This window comes from Streptomyces netropsis, assembly GCF_014203545.1.
Lineage (GTDB): Bacteria > Actinomycetota > Actinomycetes > Streptomycetales > Streptomycetaceae > Streptomyces > Streptomyces netropsis.
Genome location: NZ_JACHJG010000001.1, coordinates 642972 through 661333, shown reverse-complemented (window position 1 = coordinate 661333; position 18362 = coordinate 642972). Strand labels below are relative to the sequence as shown.

Genomic DNA, 18362 nt, shown 5'->3' with positions numbered 1-18362 from the left:
CTGCTGTGACAGAACGGGCATATTCGCCGTCGGCGGGTGCCCCGGCCCGGCAGCGGACCGGGGCGCCTCTCCGCCGGTCACTCCCCCGGCGGCCGCGCGCCCTCGAGGACGGTGTCGACAATCTGCTCCGCCAGCCCCTCGGGCATCTCCTTCCACTCGTGGAGCATCGCCCGGGTGAGCATCGGGCTGACGAACAGGTCGGCGAGCAGTTCGAGGTCCCGGTCGGTGCGGATCTCCCCGGTGAGCGTCCCGCGGCGCAGCACCGCGAGCATCGCCTCGCGGCGGGCCGTGACGACGGTGTCGTGGTACTCCTTCCACAGCTGCGGCTGCGCCTGCATCTGCGTGACCACCGTGCGCAGCAACGCCGAGGAGCGCTTGGCGAGGCCGCGGCGGCGCAGGAACTCCAGCATGGCGACGAGGTCGTCCCGGACCGATTCCCCGGTGGGCGAGGGCTGCTGGGCGCCGCCGTCGAGGGAGCGCATGACGTCGAGCATCAGCGCCTCCTTGCCCGCCCAGCGGCGGTAGACGGTGGCCTTGCCGACGCCCGCCTCGCGGGCTATCCGCTCCATGGACAGGTCGCCGATGGTGACGCCGTCCTCCAGGAGCCGCAGCACCGTTTCGATGACGGTGGTGTCGACGGCGGCGTTGCGCGGGCGTCCCCGCCGCTCGGCCGCCGCCCCGCCGGCCCCACAGCCCGTCCCGTCCGGCCGGTGGGCCACTGCGCCCGGGTCTTCGGTCACGCGTCCGCTCCCGCCTGCTCCTTCTCGGGTTCCGGCCGCGGCTGGCCGGCGGCCGCGGCCGCCTCCTTGCCCGGCAGGAAGACCGCGACGACGGCCGCGCCGAGCAGGGCGACGGCGGTGGAGCCGATGACGGTGACGTGCATGGCGTGGATGAAGGCGTCCTGGGCGGGGGCGACCAGCGCCTTGCCGGCCGGTCCCAGCTTCTCGGCCAGGCCGAGGGTGCCCTCGATGGACTCGCCCGCCGCGTGCCGGGCGGAGTCGGACAGGCCCGGTACGTCGTCGAGCGCGCCGGAGATGCCGTCGCGGTAGGTGGTGGAGAGCAGCGAGCCGAGCACGGCGACGCCGAGCGCGCCGCCGACCTGCCGGAAGGTGTTGTTCACGGCGGAGCCGGAGCCGGCCTTCTCGCGCGGCAGCGACTGCATGATCGAGACGGTGGCGGGCGGCATGATGTGTGCCATCGCGGTGCCCTGGCAGAAGAACAGCACCTCCAGGACCCAGATCGGGGTGTCCCGGTCGAGCAGCAGGAAGCCCGCCGTGGTCGCGGCGACCAGCAGCATGCCGAGGGTGCACACCACGCGGGCGCCGAACCGCTCCACGACCAGCCGGGCCCGCGGCGCGAAGAACATCTGCGCCACGGCGATCGGCAGGAGCAGCAGACCGCTCTGGAGCGGGGTGTAGCCGCGCACGCTCTGGGTGTAGAAGACGATGAAGAACGTCGTGCCCATCAGCGCGAAGAAGACCAGCGCGATGGAGGAGACGGCCGCCGAGAACGCGGGGTTGCGGAAGTAGCGCACGTCGATGGCGGGGTGCGTGCTGCGCCGCTCGTGCAGGACGAAGAGGACGAGGACGAGCACACCGCCGCCGACGGTGCCGAAGACCTCCGGATCGGAGAAGTCGGCGAGCTGACCGCCCTTGATGATGCCGTAGACCAGCAGGACCAGACCGACGACGGACAGCAGCACGCCGATCGGGTCGAGGCGGCCGGGCTTGGGGTCCTTGGAGTCGGGGACGAGCAGCACCATCGCGATCAGACCGGCGATGACGATGGGCACGTTGACGAGGAAGACGGAGCCCCACCAGAAGTGGTCGAGCAGGATGCCGCCGGTGACCGGGCCGATGGCTATGGCGAGACCGACCGCGCCCGCCCAGATCCCGATGGCCTTGGGCTGCTCGTCCCGCTCGAAGACGTTCATGAGGATGGCGAGGGTCGCGGGCATCACGAACGCGCCGCCGAAGCCCATCACCGCGCGGAAGGCGATCAGCTCACCGGGCGAGCTGGCCATGGCGGAGAGCACCGAGCCGATGCCGAACACGACCATGCCGAAGAGCAGCACCTTCTTGCGGCCGAGCCGGTCGCCCAGCAGGCCCGCGGTGAAGAGGATCCCGGCGAAGACGAGGGTGTAGGAGTTGATCGCCCACTCCAGCTGGCTCTGCGTCGCGCCGAGTCCGGTGGGGGCGGGTGCGGCGATCGTCTTCATCGCCACGTTGAGGATCGAGTTGTCCAGCACCACGATCAGCAGGCTGAACAGCAGGACGGCGAGGATCGCCCAGCGTCTGCGGTGGACCGCCTCGGGGACCCGGCGCGGCGGCGCCGCGCCGGGGGAACCGGAGGGTCCGGGAGGGCCGGAGGGAGCGGGGGTGCCGGAAGGAGCTGCCATGGACACCACCATAAACCTTTTCGATACGGGTCCGTATCGTATTGGAAATTCTTTGCGAACGGTTGCCCGCCGCCGACCCCGGACCCCGGCGGAGGGGGTTCCCTTCCCCGCCCGCGCGCGGCGTGTCAGCATGGGAGGTGATCCGGGGACGCCGTGAGGGCGCCTCGAGACACTTCACAGGAGCCACTGCCATGACGCATGCCTCGAAAGCCGCGAACCAGCCCGACAGCAGCCCCGCCAACCCGAAGGCGCTGTACGGCGGTACGAGTTCCCGGCGCGTCACCGTCCGCGACATCGCCGCAGCCAAGGGGCGCGGCGAGAAGTGGCCGATGCTCACCGCCTACGACGCGATGACCGCCTCGGTCTTCGACGAGTCCGGCATCCCCGTCCTGCTCGTGGGCGACTCCATGGGCAACTGTCACCTCGGCTACGAGTCCACCGTGCCCGTCACGATGGACGAGATCGCCCTCCTCTCGGCCGCCGTCGTACGGGGCACCAAGCGCGCCCTGATCGTCGGCGACCTGCCGTTCGGTTCGTACCAGGAAGGCGCGGTCCAGGCGCTGCGCAACGCCACCCGGCTGGTGAAGGAGGCGGGCGTCGGCGCGGTCAAGCTGGAGGGCGGCGAGCGCTCCGCCGACCAGATCGACCTGCTGGTCCGCTCCGGCATCCCCGTCATGGCCCACATCGGCCTCACCCCCCAGTCCGTCAACGCCTACGGCGGCTACCCCGTGCAGGGCCGCGGCGAGGAGGCCGCGCAGCAGTTGCTGCGCGACGCCAAGGCCGTCCAGGACGCGGGCGCCTTCTCCGTCGTCCTGGAGCTGGTCCCGGCCGAGCTGGCCGCGGAGGTCACCCGGACGCTGCACATCCCGACGGTCGGCATCGGCGCCGGCCAGGAGTGCGACGCCCAGGTGCTGGTGTGGACGGACATGGCGGGGATGACGGCGGGCCGGGTGCCGCGCTTCGTCAAGCAGTACGCGCAGCTGCGCGAGGTGCTCGGTGACGCGGCGAAGTCCTTCGCGGACGACGTGGTCGGCGGTCTCTACCCGGCGGAGGAGCACGCCTTCCATTAACCGGGGCTCCGCCCCGGACCCGGGTCCTGGGTCGCCGGACGGGCTTGAAAGCCCGTCCGGCGATCGAGGACACAGCACAGCAGCCCGTCCGGCGATGCCCGTGTCGGCCCATCGGCAGGATGTCGGCGGGCTGTCGATTGAATATCGGCGCGCTGTCAGTGGGCACTGGCACCGTTGCATCCATGACGCGAAACGACATCCCTGGAAGCGGCGGGAACGCCGTAGAGGTCCGGGGGCTGGTCAAGCACTACGGCGAGACCAAAGCCCTCGACGGGGTCGACCTGGACGTACGCGAGGGCACCGTCCTCGGCGTCCTCGGCCCCAACGGCGCGGGCAAGACCACGCTCGTGCGGGTCCTGTCCACCCTGATCCGGCCCGACGCGGGCAGCGCCCGCGTCGCGGGCTACGACGTGGCGACCCAGCCCCGGCAGCTGCGCCGGGTGATCGGCCTGACCGGGCAGTACGCCTCGGTCGACGAGAAGCTGTCCGGCACCGAGAACCTCTACATGATCGGGCGGCTGCTCGACCTCTCCCGCAAGGACGCCCGGCGCCGCGCGGCGGAGATGCTGGAGCGCTTCTCCCTCACGGAGGCCGCCAAGCGGCCCGCCATGCAGTATTCGGGCGGTATGCGCCGCCGGCTCGACCTGGCCGCCTCGATGATCGGCCTGCCGTCGGTGCTCTATCTGGACGAGCCGACCACCGGCCTCGACCCCCGCACGCGCAACGAGGTGTGGGCAGAGGTCCGGCGGATGGTCTCCGAGGGTGTCACCGTGCTGCTCACCACGCAGTACATGGAGGAGGCGGAGCAGCTCGCCGACGAGCTGACCGTCATCGACCGCGGCCGGGTGATCGCCGGCGGCGGGGTCGACGAGCTCAAGGCGAAGGTCGGCGGGCGCACCCTGCAGATCCGCCCGGCGGACCCGGCCGAACTGCCCCGGATGGTGGGCGCGGTGGCCCAGGCCGGTCTCGACGGCATCGCCGGCGCGACCGCCGACGCCGCGGAGGGCGTGGTCAACGTCCCGATCGTCAGCGACGAGCAGCTGACCGCCGTGATCGGGCTGCTGGGCGAGCGGGGCTTCGCCATCGCCGGCATCAGCACCCATCTGCCCAGCCTCGACGAGGTGTTCCTGGCCGTCACCGGCCAGAAGACCTCCAAGAGCGCCGCGTCGCAGGACCGTACCGACGAACTCCAGGAGGTCGCGGCATGAGCGCGGCGACGATTCGGACGCCCGTGAAGGCGTCGGCCGGCGAGGGCCGGATCGGCCCGCGGGCCAATCTGCGGCACATCGGGGCCCTCGCCCGCCGCAACCTGCTCCAGATCAAGCAGGACCCGGAGTCGATGTTCGACGCCGTGATGATGCCGATCATCTTCATCCTGCTGTTCACGTACGTCTTCGGCGGCAACATCGCCGGCAAGGGCCACGAGCGGGAGTACGTCACCTATCTCGTACCGGGCCTGATGGCGATGATGGGCATGAACATCGCCATGGCGGTCGGCACGGGAGTCAACGACGACTTCAAGAAGGGGGTGATGGACCGCTTCCGGACGATGCCGATAGCCCGGTCCTCCGTCCTCATCGCGAAGATCGTCGTCGAGGTCGGGCGGATGCTCATCGCGACCACGATCCTGCTGGTCATGGGCTTCATCCTGGGCCTGACCATCAGCACCTCGGTCCTTCACCTGCTCGCGGCGGTGGCGCTCGCCATGGTCTTCGGCGCCTCGCTGATGTGGATCTTCATCCTGCTGGGTCTGACCCTGAAGACCGCGCAGGCCGTCCAGGGGGTTGCCATGATCGTCCTGATGCCGTTGCAGTTCGGCAGCTCGATCTTCGCGCCGACCACGAAGATGCCGGGCTGGCTGGAGGCCTTCACCGACTACAACCCGCTGTCCAACCTCGCCGACGCCTCCCGCAATCTGATCAACGGCGGTCCGGTGGCCCACTCGGTGTGGATCACGCTGGCCTGGGCCGCGGCCATCACCCTGGTGACCGCACCGGTCGCGATCTCCAAGTTCCGCAACAAGACCAACTGAGCCGCGACGGCCGGGCCGCAGGGCCCGGGCCCGCCCCAGGTGGCGCGTCATACGAGGGCGGTGGCCTCCTCCAGCGTGAGGCCGCCGCCTTCGGCGTGCGCCCCCTCGTACGCGGATTCGCTCAGAGCGGCGCGCGTCGCGGCCTCCGTCGCCGCCCGCACCTCCCGCTCGACGGAGACGAAATGGACGCCCGGGGTGCGCAGCGCGGCACTGGCGCCCAGCAGCCGGGCCGCCGTCAGCGCGTGCTCCTCGTCGCCCAGTGCGACGTGGGCGTTGGCGGCGTACAGCAACTGCACCGTCACCAGGTGCGGCGCGATCAGCTGGGACAGGGAATCGGCCCCGTGCGCCAGCGCCGTCCGCAGCCTCGGCAGCGCCTCGTGGGGGCGGCCCTCCAGGGTGTCGACCCAGGCGATCAGCCCGCCGATCGTGCTCCGGAGGATCTCGATGGCGCGGCCCCCGAACTCCGTGTCGAGCGCTTCGAGGATCTCGCGCGCCTCCGCGGTCTCGCCGTGCTGGGCGAGTCGCACGCCGAGTTGGAGACGGGCGAAGAGAGCGGCGTCGGGGCTGCCCCGCTGCGCCTCGTTGATGATCTCGCGGAGCGTGCGCTGGGCCTCCTCCGCGTCGATCAGCCCCGCCTCCGTGCGGACCTCGACGAGGCGGCCGCGCAGCATCGGCACCATCGCGGTCGATCCGAGGTCCCGGACCCGGTCGATGGCCTCCCGGTAGTCCTCCGCCGCCAGCGCGTACTCACCGCGCCGTTCGCGTGCCTCGCCGCGCCCGGACAGGGCCTCGGCCACGCCCCAGGAGTCACCGAGCCGACGGAAGATCTCCAGGCTCTCGTCGGCGTCCAGGGCCCCCTGGTCGGACCGGTTCGCGCTGTCGTTGAAGAGCTTGGCGCGCAGTTGGAGCGCGTTGGCCAGCTCCCAGTCGTAGCCGAGCCGACGGCAGCGTTCCACCCCGCTGTCGATCATCGCGTAGAGGTTGTCGGCGAAACCGGTCAGCAGGGCCGCGTAGAACCACGCCATGCCCGGGACACGGCAGTTCTGCGGCTGCCCCTCCCCGTAGGCCTCGACCATGCCGCGCAGTCTGGCCTGCATCCCGGGGTCGGCGAAGACCCGCATGTCGCTCTCCATATTGGCGAGCGCCACCAGCCGCACCCCGCGCCGGGCCTCCTCCAGCAGGTCCGGCGGCATCGGCGGCGGCGCCGCCGTGCACGGGACGAGCAGCGGCGGGGCCGGGGCGACGGGCGCCGCGAACGGGTCGGGGCCGAGTGCCGCTGCCGCCTCCGCCCAGGCCCGGGCGTCGGTGCGGTGGTCGCGCAGCTGCCAGAACCAGCCCAGGGACAGCACCAGGCACAGCGCCTCGTGCTCGTCCCGCGCGGCGACGGCGTGCCGCAGCGCGGTCCGCATGTTGTCGTGTTCCAGCTCCAGCCGTTCCAGCCAGCGCCGCTGCTCGGGGCCGCGCAGCAACGGGTCGGCGATACGGGCCAGTTCGCGGTAGGCGACCAGGTGCCGTCGCTCCGCCGCGGCCCGCTCCCCCGCCTCGTCCAGCCGCTCGGCGGCGTACTCGCCCACGGTCTCCAGCAGGCGGTAGCGCATCTGGCCGTCGGCGGCGGGCGCCGCGACCACCAGCGACTTGTCGACGAGGGAGCCGAGCAGCGCGGCGACGTCCCGCGCGTGGACGGCGCCGGGGCCGTCGGCCGCGCACACCTCCTCGGCGGCGGACAGGTCGCAGCCGCCCGCGAAGACCGCCAGCCGGCGCAGCACGGCGCGCTCGGGGCCGGTGAGGAGGTCCCAGGACCAGTCGACGACCGCCCGCAGCGTCTGCTGGCGCGGCAGGACCGTGCGGCTGCCGGAGGTGAGCAGCCGGAAGCGGTCGTCGAGGCGGTCGGCGAGGCCGCGGGGGGTGAGCAGCCGCAGCCGGGCGGCGGCGAGTTCGATGGCGAGCGGCAGGCCGTCGAGGCGGCGGCAGATCTCGGCGCACGCCGCGGGGTCGTCCTCGACCCGGAAACCGGGGCGGGCGGCGGCGCCCCGGTCGGCGAGCAGCCGCAGGGCGACGGGGTCGGGCAGGGGCTCCACGGGCCGGACCAACTCGCCGGGCACGGCGAGCGGTTCGCGGCTCGTGGCGAGGACGGTGACGCCGGGGCAGTGCGCGAGGAGCGTCTCGGCGAGCCGGGCGGCGGCGTCGACGACGTGCTCGCAGTTGTCGACGACGAGCAGCATGCGGCGGCGGGCGCAGTGCTCGGCGAGCCGTGCCAGCGGGTCGAGCGCGGTCGCGTCGGTCGCGGCCCGCAGCCCCTCGGCGGTGGTGCCCCGCACGACGGTCTCCCGGGCCCCCAGCGCGGTCAGCACCGCCTCGGGCACGGTGGCGCCGTCGTCGACGGGCGCGAGCTCCGCGAACCACACACCGTCGGGCCAGGCCCCGTCCGCCCGCGCGGCCGCCTCGGCGGCCTCCTGCGACAACCGCGTCTTCCCGGCCCCGCCGGGCCCCAGCAGGGTGACGAGCCGATACCGCGCCAGATCCCCCTGGATCAGCGCGAGATCGTCCTCCCGGCCGACGAACGAGGTGAGCCGGGCGCGCAGATTGCCGGGCGGCGGGAGCACGGGCGCGGGCGGCGCCGGTACGGGCGTCCCGGCGCCGGAGGGTGCGGTGGCCTCGGTGGCACCCGCCCCGCCGGGCGTCGCCCGCCCCCCGTCCGCCGCCTCGGGCAACGGCTCCGGCGTCAGCAGTTCCGTGTGCAGGGCGCGCAGTTCGGGACCGGGGTCCGTGCCGAGCCGGTCGGCTATGCCGGTGCGGATCCCCTCGTACGCGGCGAGGGCCTCCGCCGGGCGGCCCGCGGCGCGCAGGGCCCGGAGGCGGAGGGCCTGGAGGGGCTCGTCCAGGGGATGGGCGTCGCAGAGTTCGGCCAGCTCCGGCAGGACCGCCGCCGCGTCGCCGAGGGCGACCGCCGCCGCGGCGCGGTGGCGGCGGGCGTCGAGGCGGCGGGCCTCGTGGCGGACGGCCAGGGCGCCTGAGTCCGGGAGGTCGGCGAGGGCCGGGCCGCGCCACAGCGCGAGGGCGTCGTCGAGAAGGACCGCGGCCTTGGCCGGGTCGCCGTCGTCCAGCGCGCGGGCCCCTTCCTCGGCGAGCCGGCGGAAGCGGTGCAGGTCGACGTCGTCGGGCTCGGCCCGCAGACGGTAGCCGCCGGCCACGGAGTCCACCGCCGCGTGGCCGATCGCCCGCCGCAGCCGCCCGACGAGCGCCTGCAGCGCGCCCGGGGCGTCGGCCGGCGGCGCGTCGCCCCAGACCTCGTCGATCAGCGCTTCGGCGGGGCGGGGCCGGCCGGGGTGCAGGGCCAGCGCGGCGAGGAGGCCGCGCAGCCGGGCACCGCCGAGGGCGATGGACCGGCCGTCGGCGGAATGGGCCTGGGTGGTGCCGAGAATGCCATAGCGCACGGACCCATTCTCACCCGGCGCACACGGGGCGGTACGACACGCCGGAGCGAGCAAGTAACGTCGCCCGGTACGTTCGTACGCCCCGGGCCGTGTCCCACCGGCGTCCCGGCGGTCCACCGCGAATCACAGGAGCATCAGGTATGGCATCCACAGCGACCCGCGGCGAGGCGCGCGTGAGCCCCGTCTTCCTCGCCCTCGTCGCCATCATGGCGGTCTCCATATGGGCGGTGTGGACGGACTTCTCGGCGAGCCCCGGCTTCGCCGTCTTCCTGTTCGTCGTCTCGGGCTGGATCGTCTCGCTCTGTCTCCACGAGTACGCGCACGCGCGCACGGCCCTGCACGGCGGGGACATCTCGATCGGCGCCAAGGGCTATCTGACCCTGAACCCCTTGAAGTACACGCACGCGCTGCTCAGCATCGTGCTGCCGGTGATCTTCGTGATCATGGGCGGGATCGGCCTGCCGGGCGGGGCCGTGTTCATCGAGCGGCACCGCATCCGGGGGCGCTGGAAGCACAGCCTGGTCTCGGCGGCGGGCCCGCTGACGAACGTGCTGTTCGCGGCCGTGGTCAGCGCGCCGTTCTGGCTGGACGCCATGGACGGGGTGCCGGACAACTTCCGCTACGCGCTGGGGTTCCTGGCACTGCTCCAGCTGACGGCGGCGATCTTGAACTTCCTGCCGGTGCCCGGCCTGGACGGCTACGGGGTGATCGAGCCGTGGCTGTCGCACAAGCTGCGGCGGCAGGTGGAGCCCTTCGCGCCGTTCGGGCTGATCGCGGTCTTCGGTTTCCTGTGGATCCCCGGGGTCAACCACGCCTTCTTCGACATGATCGACGCGATTCTGCGCGGCCTGGGCGTGACCGAGTGGGACACCTACTGGGGCCAGGAGCTGTTCCGCTTCTGGCAGGGAACGCCGGACATCCCGCCGCTCACCTCGGTCGACATCGGTCTGTGAGACCGCTCACTCCACGCGGCCGGCCTGCTCGGCGGCCCGGTCGTTCTTCTCCTTGCGCACGTAGTACCAGGCGATGTTCGACGAGACGCCGAGCAGCAGGATCCAGATGACGCCGAGCCAGCTGCCCCGCGCGAAGGAGACGACGGCCGCCGCGAGCGCGAGGGCGCAGACGGCGATGGCGTAGAGGGCGAGGCGGGGCATGGGGGCGGCTCCTGGTCCGGCGGACGCGTGTGCGTGGATCCCTGTGCGTGGATCCCGCCCATTATCTCCCAGGTGTCCCCCACGCCCCCGAGCGGCCCAGGGCGCCCTAGACGTCCGTGACCCGCAGGCCCGCGTGCGCCTTGTAGCGGCGGTTCACGGAGATCAGGTTGGCGACCAGGGCCTCCACCTGGTGGGCATTGCGCAGCCGCCCGGCGAAGACGCCGCGCATGCCGGGGATGCGGCCGGCCAGGGCCTGGACGATGTCCGTGTCGGCCCGCTTCTCGCCGAGCACCATCACATCGGTGTCGATCTCCGCGATCTCCGGGTCGGAGAGCAGCACGGCGGACAGGTGGTGGAAGGCGGCGGTGACGCGCGACTCGGGCAGCAGGGCGGCGGCCTGCTGGGCGGCGCTGCCCTCCTCCGGCTTGATGGCGTAGGCGCCCTGCTTGTCGAAGCCGAGCGGGTTGACGCAGTCGATGACGAGCTTCCCGACGAGGTCCGCGCGCAGCGACTCCAGCGTCTTGGCATGGCCGTCCCACGGCACGGCGACGATCACGACGTCGCTGCGCCGCGCGCACTCGGCGTTGTCGGCGCCCTCGACGCCCAGGCCGAGCTCCTCGGCGGCGGTCCGCGCCCGCTCGGCGGCACGGGAACCGATGATCACCTTCTGGCCGGCCTTGGCCAGCCGGTAGGCGAGGCCGCGGCCCTGGTCACCGGTGCCGCCGAGCACGCCGACGACGAGGCCGGAAACGTCGGGGAGGTCCCAAGGGTCCTTGGCGGGGGCCTTCTTCACGTCATCAGGAGTAGTCATGACAGCGATACTGTCACGCTGCCTTTTCCCTTCCGGCGAGGCCTGCCGCCGAAGCGGTTGCAAGTGGTCCCGGTGTTCCCGGTACCCGGTACGGACGGCTGCCGGCCCGCCCCGCGCGCACCGGCCCGGACGCCCGTACGGGTGAGGCCCCGCGTAACCCGCGTTGCCCGCGCGACGGTTGCGGCAGGATGCGGGCGCATGGACGCCGTACGGGTCGCGCTGCTGCGCGAAGCGCTCGCCGGGACCGAGTGGCTCCGCACCACGCGCCACTTCGCGGGGACGTTACGGACCTCGGTCACCCGGCACGGCGGCGGGCTGCTGCTCGTCGGGAGCCCGCAGTACGAGCCGTGGCACCTGGCCGCCCACCTGGACGACGAGGCCGCCTGGTCCGGGCTGCCGGAGCTGTCCCCCACGCTCGTCCGGCACCGGGTGCCGGGCGGCGTCCCCGCGCATCTGGCGGTCGGGCTGGCCCGGCTGGAGGCCGCGCGGCGCGGGGAGACGCTGCTGGTGGTGACGGCCGAGGACCCCGGCGAGGGGCTGCTGGAGCGGGTGCACGACGCGCGGCGCGGCGGGGCGACCGTGCTCGCCCTGGACGGCGCGGGCGGCGACGAGGGCGGCGATCTGCGGGCGCTCGCGCACGACGCGCTGCCCGTGCCGGCCGCGGCGGAGCTCGACCTCGACACCGTCCAGCACCTGGTCAGCGCCGCCGCCGGGGAGAACGCCCCGCCCGCGCCGCGCGGTCGCCACCGCTTCCTCGACCGGCTCGCCCGGCTCGCGGAGCAGCTGACCGCACCGCCGCCGCCCCGCTGGTGACGGCAACCCGCTGGTGACGCCGCCCCGCCGGTGACGGCGACCCGAAAATTCGTTTGCTCCCCTTCGTCCCGTAGCGGACCATGGTCTCCCGTGACCGAGCACCATCCCCCCTCCGAACCCTCCGTGCCTCCTGAGGCCTCCGAGGACTCCGCGCCCCCCTCCGGCAGATTCCGCGCCCTGCTGCCCGACCTGACCCCCTGGCACGCCTCCCCCGACTTCCGCCGCATGTGGCTGGCGGGACTGGTGACGGTCTTCGGCAGCTTCCTGACCTTCATCGCGGTACCGCTCCAGCTCAAGGAGCTGACGGGCTCGGCACTCGCGGTCGGCGCGGTCGGCGCCGTGGAACTCGTACCGCTGATCGTCTTCGGTCTCTACGGCGGCGCGCTCGCCGACGCCATGGACCGGCGGAAGCTGATCCTGTGGACCGAGGCCGGGCTCGGCGTCCTGTCCGGGATCCTGCTGCTCAACACCCTGCTGCCGCACCCGCTCGTCTGGCCCCTGTACGTGGTGGCCGCGCTGGTCAGCGCGCTGACCGGGCTCCAGCGCCCGGCTCTCCAGGCGATCGTGCCGCGGATCGTCGCGCACGAGCAGCTGCCCGCCGCCATCGCCCTGAACTCGATGCGCTGGCAGGTCGGCGCCATCGCGGGCCCGTCCCTGGCCGGCGTGATCATCGCCTTCGCCGGGCTGCCGTGGGCGTACGTCCTGGACATCGTGACCTATGCGGTCTCGCTCGCCCTCACCGTCGGCCTCGCCGCCTCGCCCGCCTCCCACGACGCCGACAAGCCGTCGCTGCGCGGCGTCCTGGAGGGCGCCCGCTACGCGTGGCGGCGCAAGGAACTGCTCGGTACGTACGCCGTCGACATGGCGGCGATGTTCTTCGCCATGCCCACCGCGATCTTCCCGTTCCTGGCCGACGACCTGGACGCCCCCTGGGCGCTGGGCCTGATGTACGCGGCCGGGGCGGTCGGTTCGCTCGTGGTGAGCCTGACCAGCGGCTGGGTCTCGAGCATCCACCGGCACGGCCGGATGGTGGTGCTGGCGGCGGCGGGCTGGGGTCTGGCGATGGCCCTGGCGGGCTGGATGCACAACATCTGGCTGGTGCTGGTGTTCCTGGCCGTGGCCGGTGGCTGCGACATGGTGAGCGGTCTCTTCCGCTCGGCGATCTGGGACCAGACGATCCCGGACGAGCTGCGCGGCCGCCTCGCCGGCATCGAACTGCTCTCGTACTCGGTCGGCCCCCAGCTCGGCCAGGTCCGCTCGGGCGGCATGGCCACCCTGACCAATGTCCGCACCTCGGTGTGGGCGGGCGGTCTGGCCTGCGTCGCCTCGGTGGGGCTGCTGGCCCTCACGCTGCCGAAGCTGATGGCGTACGACGAGCGGACGGACGAGCACGCCGTTCGCATGCGCGACGCTCGCGCGAAGGTGGCGGCAGCGGCTTGAGGATCCGGGGCTCCGCCCCGGGCCCCGGTCCTCAAACGCCGGACGGGCCGAGGATCAGGCCTTCTTTTCCCCGTCCGTGTCCCCGTCGTTCCAGCGCGGGTCCTCGCGCCACTCCTCGTTGCGCTCGCGCTGCGTCTCCATCGCGTGCGCCGCCTCCTCGCGCGTCTCGTACGGGCCGAAGCGGTCCGCGGCGCGGCACTCGGGGCCCTCCTCCACCGTGCCGTGCTTGAGGCAGTAGTACCACTCACCGGGCTTGCCGGCCGTGCGCCGCTTGAACAGTGCCATCAGGTCTCTCCTCCAGCTTGGGTGCTCGACCACATGGTCCCCGAAAGCCGCTGGCTACACTCGCTGACATGTCTGGCCAGTCGCTTCTCACCCCGGGGACCCTCTCCCCCGCCCGCCCCGTCCCCGCCTCGATCCCGCGGCCCGAGTACGTCGGTAAGGACGCGCCCACCCCTTACACCGGCCCCGAGATCCAGGACGCCGAAACCATCGAGCTGATGCGGATCGCCGGCGGCATCGCCGCGCGGGCGATGGAGGAGGCGGCCAAGCACATCGCCCCCGGCGTCACGACGGACGAGCTGGACCGGGTCGCGCACGAGTACATGTGCGACCACGGCGCCTACCCCTCGACGCTCGGCTACCGCGGCTTCCCCAAGTCGCTGTGCTCGTCCGTGAACGAGGTCATCTGTCACGGCATCCCGGACTCCACGGTGCTGCGCGACGGCGACATCGTGAACCTCGACGTGACGGCGTTCATCGGCGGCGTGCACGGCGACAACAACGCCACCTACCTCTGCGGCGACGTGGACGAGGAGTCGCGGCTGCTCGTGGAGCGCACGCGCGAGGCGCTGAACCGGGCCGTCAAGGCGGTCAAGCCCGGCCGTCGCATCAACATCATCGGCCGGGTCATCGAGTCCTACGCCAAGCGCTTCGGCTACGGCGTCGTGCGCGACTTCACCGGCCACGGCATCAACTCGTCCTTCCACTCCGGCCTGATCGTCCCGCACTACGACAGCCCCCACCACGACACCCTGATCCAGCCGGGCATGACGTTCACGATCGAGCCGATGCTCACCCTCGGGACGTACGAGTACGACATGTGGGCGGACGGCTGGACGGTCGTCACGAAGGACCGCAAGCGCACGGCCCAGTTCGAACACACGCTCGTGGTGACGGACACGGGAGCGGAGATCCTCACCCTGCCGTAGTGCGGCCGGGGGCGGTAGGGTTTTACCGACAGCACGTCGGGAAGACATTGACTTAGGTAAGCCTAACTAGAGAGAATCGGCGGTGTCGACGCGCTCGCGCGCCCCCGGCACCGTCCCCTCCCGCCCCCTCGGTCACCGGAGGTCCGCCTTGGACTCGCCCGTCACGACGCCGTTCTCCACCCTGATCCGTACCGCCTCGCACGAGCAGCACACGGAGGCCGAGAACTCGTCGTTCATGAGCGACATGCTCGGCGGCAGGCTCGGTGTCGCCGCCTACCGCCGCTACACCGAACAGCTCTGGTTCGTCTACCGCGCCCTGGAGTCCGCGTCGGCCCTGCTGGCCGCCGACCCCGTCGCCGGCCCGTTCATACGGCCCGAGCTGGCCCGCACCGCCCAGTTGGAGCGGGACCTGGCCCACCTCGGCGGACCCGACTGGCACGCGGGGCTCGCGCCGCTGCCCGCGACGGCGGCCTACGCGGCCCGGGTCGAGGAGTGCGCCCGCACCTGGCCCGCCGGGTACGTCGCCCACCACTACACGCGCTACCTGGGCGATCTGTCCGGCGGCCAGATCATCCGCGGCACCGCCGAGAAGACCTGGGGCTTCGCCCGCAAGGGCGACGGCGTCCGCTTCTACGTCTTCGAGGGCATCGGCAACCCCGCCGCCTTCAAGCGCGAGTACCGCGAGCTGCTGGACGCGCTGCCGGTCGACGACCTGGAGAAGCAGCGCGTGGTGGACGAGTGCAAGCGTGCCTTCGCGCTGAACACGGCGGTCTTCCAGGAGCTGGGGCGGGAGTTCCCGCTGAGCGCGTAGGCCTGGCCGGACGGGCTGCACCCAGCCCGTCCGGCGCTTGAGGACACAGCACAGCAGCCCGTCCGGCGCTTGAGGACACAGCACAGCAGCCCGTCCGGCGCTTGAGGACACAGCACAGCAGCCTGTCCGGCGCTTGAGGACCGCTGGACGTCAGACCCGCGTCGTCTGCCGGCGCCGCGCCGCGTAGACCGCTCCGCCGCCCGCCAGCAGCAGTGCTCCGGCCCCGCCGAGCAGCGGGCCGGTGGGGGTGTCGGCGCCGGTGGCCGCGAGGGCGGCGGTGCCGGTGCCGCCCGTGACGCCGCCGGAGCCACCGGTCGTACCGGCGACGGTGCTCTTGCCCGTGCCGCCCGGGAGCTTGGCGTTCTTGTCGACGGAGACGGCGGCGGTCAGCGGGTCGAGGGCCTGGCCCTCCTTGTACATGTTGTCGAAGGCCTTCGCGCCCTGGGCGGTCAGCGTCGCCGGGACGGCGGAGAGGGAGACGACACCGTTCTTGGCCTTGAGGCCGCCCGCGGGGAGCTTGAGCTTGGCCACCGGCATGTCGTCGGTCCTGGTGACCTCGCCCGTGGCGCGCGCCTTGGCGGAGACGTCCGCGAGCAGCGTGCCGGTGGTGCCCTTCGCCTTGACCTTGAGGTCGCTGAACTTGAGGTCCAACTGGCCTTCGTGGCCGGTGAAGCGGACCGCGCCGGTGAAGTTCGCGTCGAGGGAGGACGCCTTCGCGTCGTACGTGCCGCGCCCCTTGGGGAAGCGGTAGGTGTCGCCGGACTTCACGGCACCGGCGGAGAGTTCGGCTTTCCCGCCCGCGATCGGGCCGGTGACGTAGTCGCGGAAGGACTTCTTCACGCCCCAGTCGAGGTTGCCGTCGAGGACGTTGCCGGAGCCGCCGGGCTTCTGCGTCGGCTTGACGGTGGGCGTGGCGCTCGGCTCGGGCTTGACGGTCGGCTTCTGGGTCGGCTTCTGGGTCGGCTTCTGCGTCGGCTTGGGGGACGGCTGCGGCCCGCCGCCACCGGCCGCCTTCACCGAGAGGGTCGCCGGGTCGAGGGCCTGGCCCTCCTTGTAGAACTCGATGACCTTGCCGTCCTTGTGGTAGGCGAAGGCCTTCGCACCGCCCGCCGTCAGCTTCGCGGGGATGTTCGGATACGTCATGGCGCCGTCCGCGCCGCCGCCCGGCCGGACGGCGGACAGGTCGAGCGAGGCGATGGCGACGTCGTTCTCGGTCTTGCCCGCGGCCGTGACGTCGGCGGTGATGCTGCCGGTCCTGCCCTGCGTCGACAGCTTCAGGTCGGCAAGCTTGAGGTCGAGCTCCCACGCGTCGCCCTTGGCGTGCGCGAGGAAGCGGACGCTGCCCTTGAAGGTGGTGGCGACGGCGTGGGTGGAGGTGTCGTACGTGCCCTTGCCGTCGGTGAAGGTGAAGGCACCGTTGTCGGCGGCCTGCTTCGCGCCGTCGGCGACCTCGATTCTGCCGCCGCCGATGGGGCCGGTGACGTAACCGCGGAAGGACTCCTTCACGCCCCATTCCAGCGTGCCGTCCTTGAGGTCCAGCTTCGGTGCGTCCGCCGCCGGGGCGGCGTGGGCGGGCACCGTCAGGGCGGTGGCCCCGAGGACCGTCGCGGTGGCGGCGGTGACCGCGAGGGCGAGCGCGCTGCGCTTGCCGCCACGGGAGCGACGTGAGGTGACGGTCATCGTGGGTTCTCTCCTTGTGTACGGGGGTGAAGGACGGTCGCGCCGCGTGGACCGGGCAGGTCAGGCCCGGGGTGCCGGCGGCTCGGCCGGGGACGGGGACGAGGTGGCGGCCGTGGTGCGGCGCTTGCGCACCACGGCGAGGGCCGCGCCGGCCACGAGCAGGGCTCCGACGCCCGCCGCGGTGACCGGGAGGACGGGGAAGGAGGACGACGAGCCGGCCTCGGCCACGGGCTCGGTCCGGCCCTTCGCGGCGGCGGCCGCGGAAGGCTTCGGTGCGCTACCGAGGTCGGGCAGGGCCGGGAGCTTCGCCTTGGCGTCGAGGGGGACGGCGAGCGAGAGCGGATCCATGGCGGCGCCCTCCTGGTACATGCCGCCGAACGCCTTCGCACCGGCCGCCGTGAGCTTCGCCGGGGCCTCCGTGACGGACGCGAGGCCGTCCTTCTCCGCGAGCTCCGCGGCGTCGAAGGTGACGAGCGCGACGTCCTTCTCCGCGCTGGTCCCGCCCCGGGTCACGTCCGCCGTCAGGGTGCCCTTGCCGTCCTTCACCGCGACCCGGATCCCGCTCAGCGCGAGGTCGAGGTCCTTGCCGGTGAAGCGGAGGGTGCCTTCGAAGGCCGCGTCGAGCGTGGGTTTCGCGTCGTCGCCGGACCCGCGGTCGTAGGAGCCCTTGCCGCGCGGGAAGCGGAACAGCGCGCCGCCGTCCTGGGCGCCGTCGCTCAGCTTCCAGGAGCCCTGGGCGATGGAGCCGGTGACGTACTCGCGGAACGTACGGCGGACGCCCCAGTCGACGGCCGCGCCCGTGAAGTCGCCCTTGGCGGACGGCTTTCCCCTCGCCTCCTCGGACGCGGAAGGACTGGCGCCCGGGGTCGGCTTCGCGGCGGCCACGACGTCGGCCGAGAGGCCGACGGGGTCCAGCGGTGTACCGGCGGTGTAGTAGCCGGCGAAGGCCTCGGCGCCCCGCGCGGTGAGCGTGGCGGGGATGCCGGCGAGGGTGACGGCGGTGCCGCCGCCGCGGAGGTTCACACCGGTGAGGTCGAGCGAGGCGAAGGGGACGTCGGTGGCCGTCGTGACTCGGCCCGTCCCCTTCGCCTTGCTGGTCATGTCGGCCTGGAGGGTGCCGTTGCCGCCCTTGATGCGGACCGTGGGGCGGCTGATGGTGAGGTCGAGTTCATGGGAACCGTCCGGCTTCTTGTGGCCGGTGAAGTGCACCGCGCCGGAGAAGCCCGCCTCGAAGTCACCGGTGTCAGGGTCGTAGGTGCCCTGGGCGGAGTGGAAGCGGAATCTGCTGTCGCCGACGGTCGCCGCACCGCCCTGGAGCTCCCAACTCCCCTGGGCCACCGGGCCGGTGACATAGCTCTGGAAGGAGGACTTGATGCCCCAGTCCAGGCGCCCGCCGGAGACCTCGTGGCGCTCCGCCGCCCGCGCGGCGGCCGGGGACAGCAGGACCGCCGACAGCACCGCGAGGAGCACGGCCACGGGTGCGCGGGCAGGTCTGGAGGGCAGCATCG

Annotated in this window: 16 protein-coding genes; 8 read left to right on the top strand and 8 right to left on the bottom strand. The window is 72.7% G+C overall.

Features of this window, described 5'->3' with window-relative positions; all coding sequences use genetic code 11:
* Positions 1–77: 77 nt before the first annotated feature.
* Together FHS38_RS03010 and FHS38_RS03005 are read right to left on the bottom strand one after the other, a co-directional pair.
* On the bottom strand, positions 78–740 hold the full coding sequence (locus FHS38_RS03010; RefSeq protein WP_373301747.1) for a TetR/AcrR family transcriptional regulator: 663 nt from the start codon (positions 738–740) through the stop codon (positions 78–80).
* A complete protein-coding gene (locus FHS38_RS03005; RefSeq protein ID WP_229821868.1) occupies positions 737–2398 on the bottom strand; it encodes an MFS transporter in 1662 nt (553 codons plus the stop codon). Before FHS38_RS03005 ends, FHS38_RS03010 begins: the two co-directional genes overlap by 4 nt.
* Before the next feature lie 191 nt (positions 2399–2589).
* Here FHS38_RS03005 and panB point away from each other — a divergent pair, with 191 nt between their 5' ends.
* From panB to FHS38_RS02990, 3 genes are all read left to right on the top strand, one after another.
* A complete protein-coding gene (gene panB / locus FHS38_RS03000; protein WP_184730318.1) occupies positions 2590–3468 on the top strand; it encodes a 3-methyl-2-oxobutanoate hydroxymethyltransferase in 879 nt (292 codons plus the stop codon).
* A gap of 182 nt (positions 3469–3650) precedes the next feature.
* Positions 3651–4676 carry an efflux ABC transporter ATPase subunit, DrrA-related gene (locus tag FHS38_RS02995; protein ID WP_184730316.1) on the top strand — a complete coding sequence of 342 codons (1026 nt, stop codon included), beginning with the start codon at positions 3651–3653 and terminating at the stop codon, positions 4674–4676.
* Positions 4673–5500, top strand: a complete 828-nt coding sequence (locus FHS38_RS02990; protein WP_184730314.1) for an ABC transporter permease — start codon at positions 4673–4675, stop codon at positions 5498–5500. The genes FHS38_RS02995 and FHS38_RS02990 overlap by 4 nt, the downstream gene beginning before the upstream one ends.
* Positions 5501–5547: 47 nt before the next feature.
* Here FHS38_RS02990 and FHS38_RS02985 read toward each other — a convergent pair whose 3' ends face one another.
* Positions 5548–8934 carry an AfsR/SARP family transcriptional regulator gene (locus tag FHS38_RS02985; protein ID WP_184730312.1) on the bottom strand — a complete coding sequence of 1129 codons (3387 nt, stop codon included), beginning with the start codon at positions 8932–8934 and terminating at the stop codon, positions 5548–5550.
* 140 nt (positions 8935–9074) lie between these two features.
* On the opposite strand from FHS38_RS02985, the gene FHS38_RS02980 reads away from it, so the two are divergent.
* Complete coding sequence (locus tag FHS38_RS02980; protein ID WP_184730310.1) at positions 9075–9887, top strand: site-2 protease family protein; 813 nt, start codon at positions 9075–9077, stop codon at positions 9885–9887.
* A gap of 6 nt (positions 9888–9893) precedes the next feature.
* Here the strand turns inward: FHS38_RS02980 and FHS38_RS02975 are convergent, their stop codons facing one another.
* The gene (locus tag FHS38_RS02975) at positions 9894–10088 is read right to left on the bottom strand and encodes a hypothetical protein (protein ID WP_184730308.1); all 195 of its coding nucleotides are present in this window, start codon (positions 10086–10088) and stop codon (positions 9894–9896) included.
* A 106-nt stretch (positions 10089–10194) separates the two neighbouring features.
* Positions 10195–10899, bottom strand: a complete 705-nt coding sequence (gene npdG, locus FHS38_RS02970) for an NADPH-dependent F420 reductase (RefSeq protein ID WP_184730306.1) — start codon at positions 10897–10899, stop codon at positions 10195–10197.
* A 198-nt stretch (positions 10900–11097) separates the two neighbouring features.
* On the opposite strand from npdG, the gene FHS38_RS02965 reads away from it, so the two are divergent.
* The gene (locus tag FHS38_RS02965) at positions 11098–11712 is read left to right on the top strand and encodes a hypothetical protein (protein ID WP_184730304.1); all 615 of its coding nucleotides are present in this window, start codon (positions 11098–11100) and stop codon (positions 11710–11712) included.
* A 123-nt stretch (positions 11713–11835) separates the two neighbouring features.
* Positions 11836–13152: an MFS transporter gene (locus FHS38_RS02960; protein ID WP_229821925.1), complete on the top strand. Its 1317-nt coding sequence runs from the start codon at positions 11836–11838 to the stop codon at positions 13150–13152.
* 54 nt (positions 13153–13206) lie between these two features.
* Here the strand turns inward: FHS38_RS02960 and FHS38_RS02955 are convergent, their stop codons facing one another.
* Positions 13207–13437: a hypothetical protein gene (locus FHS38_RS02955; RefSeq protein ID WP_184730302.1), complete on the bottom strand. Its 231-nt coding sequence runs from the start codon at positions 13435–13437 to the stop codon at positions 13207–13209.
* A gap of 68 nt (positions 13438–13505) precedes the next feature.
* On the opposite strand from FHS38_RS02955, the gene map reads away from it, so the two are divergent.
* Positions 13506–14363: a type I methionyl aminopeptidase gene (gene map / locus FHS38_RS02950; RefSeq protein ID WP_184730300.1), complete on the top strand. Its 858-nt coding sequence runs from the start codon at positions 13506–13508 to the stop codon at positions 14361–14363.
* Positions 14364–14511: 148 nt separating this feature from the next.
* Positions 14512–15174 (top strand): biliverdin-producing heme oxygenase, encoded by a 663-nt coding sequence (locus tag FHS38_RS02945; protein ID WP_184730298.1) that lies wholly within the window; start codon positions 14512–14514, stop codon positions 15172–15174.
* Between the two features lie 150 nt (positions 15175–15324).
* Here FHS38_RS02945 and FHS38_RS02940 read toward each other — a convergent pair whose 3' ends face one another.
* On the bottom strand, positions 15325–16854 hold the full coding sequence (locus FHS38_RS02940; protein WP_184730296.1) for an HtaA domain-containing protein: 1530 nt from the start codon (positions 16852–16854) through the stop codon (positions 15325–15327).
* A gap of 60 nt (positions 16855–16914) precedes the next feature.
* Positions 16915–18360 carry an HtaA domain-containing protein gene (locus FHS38_RS02935; protein WP_184730294.1) on the bottom strand — a complete coding sequence of 482 codons (1446 nt, stop codon included), beginning with the start codon at positions 18358–18360 and terminating at the stop codon, positions 16915–16917.
* Positions 18361–18362 lie beyond the last annotated feature (2 nt).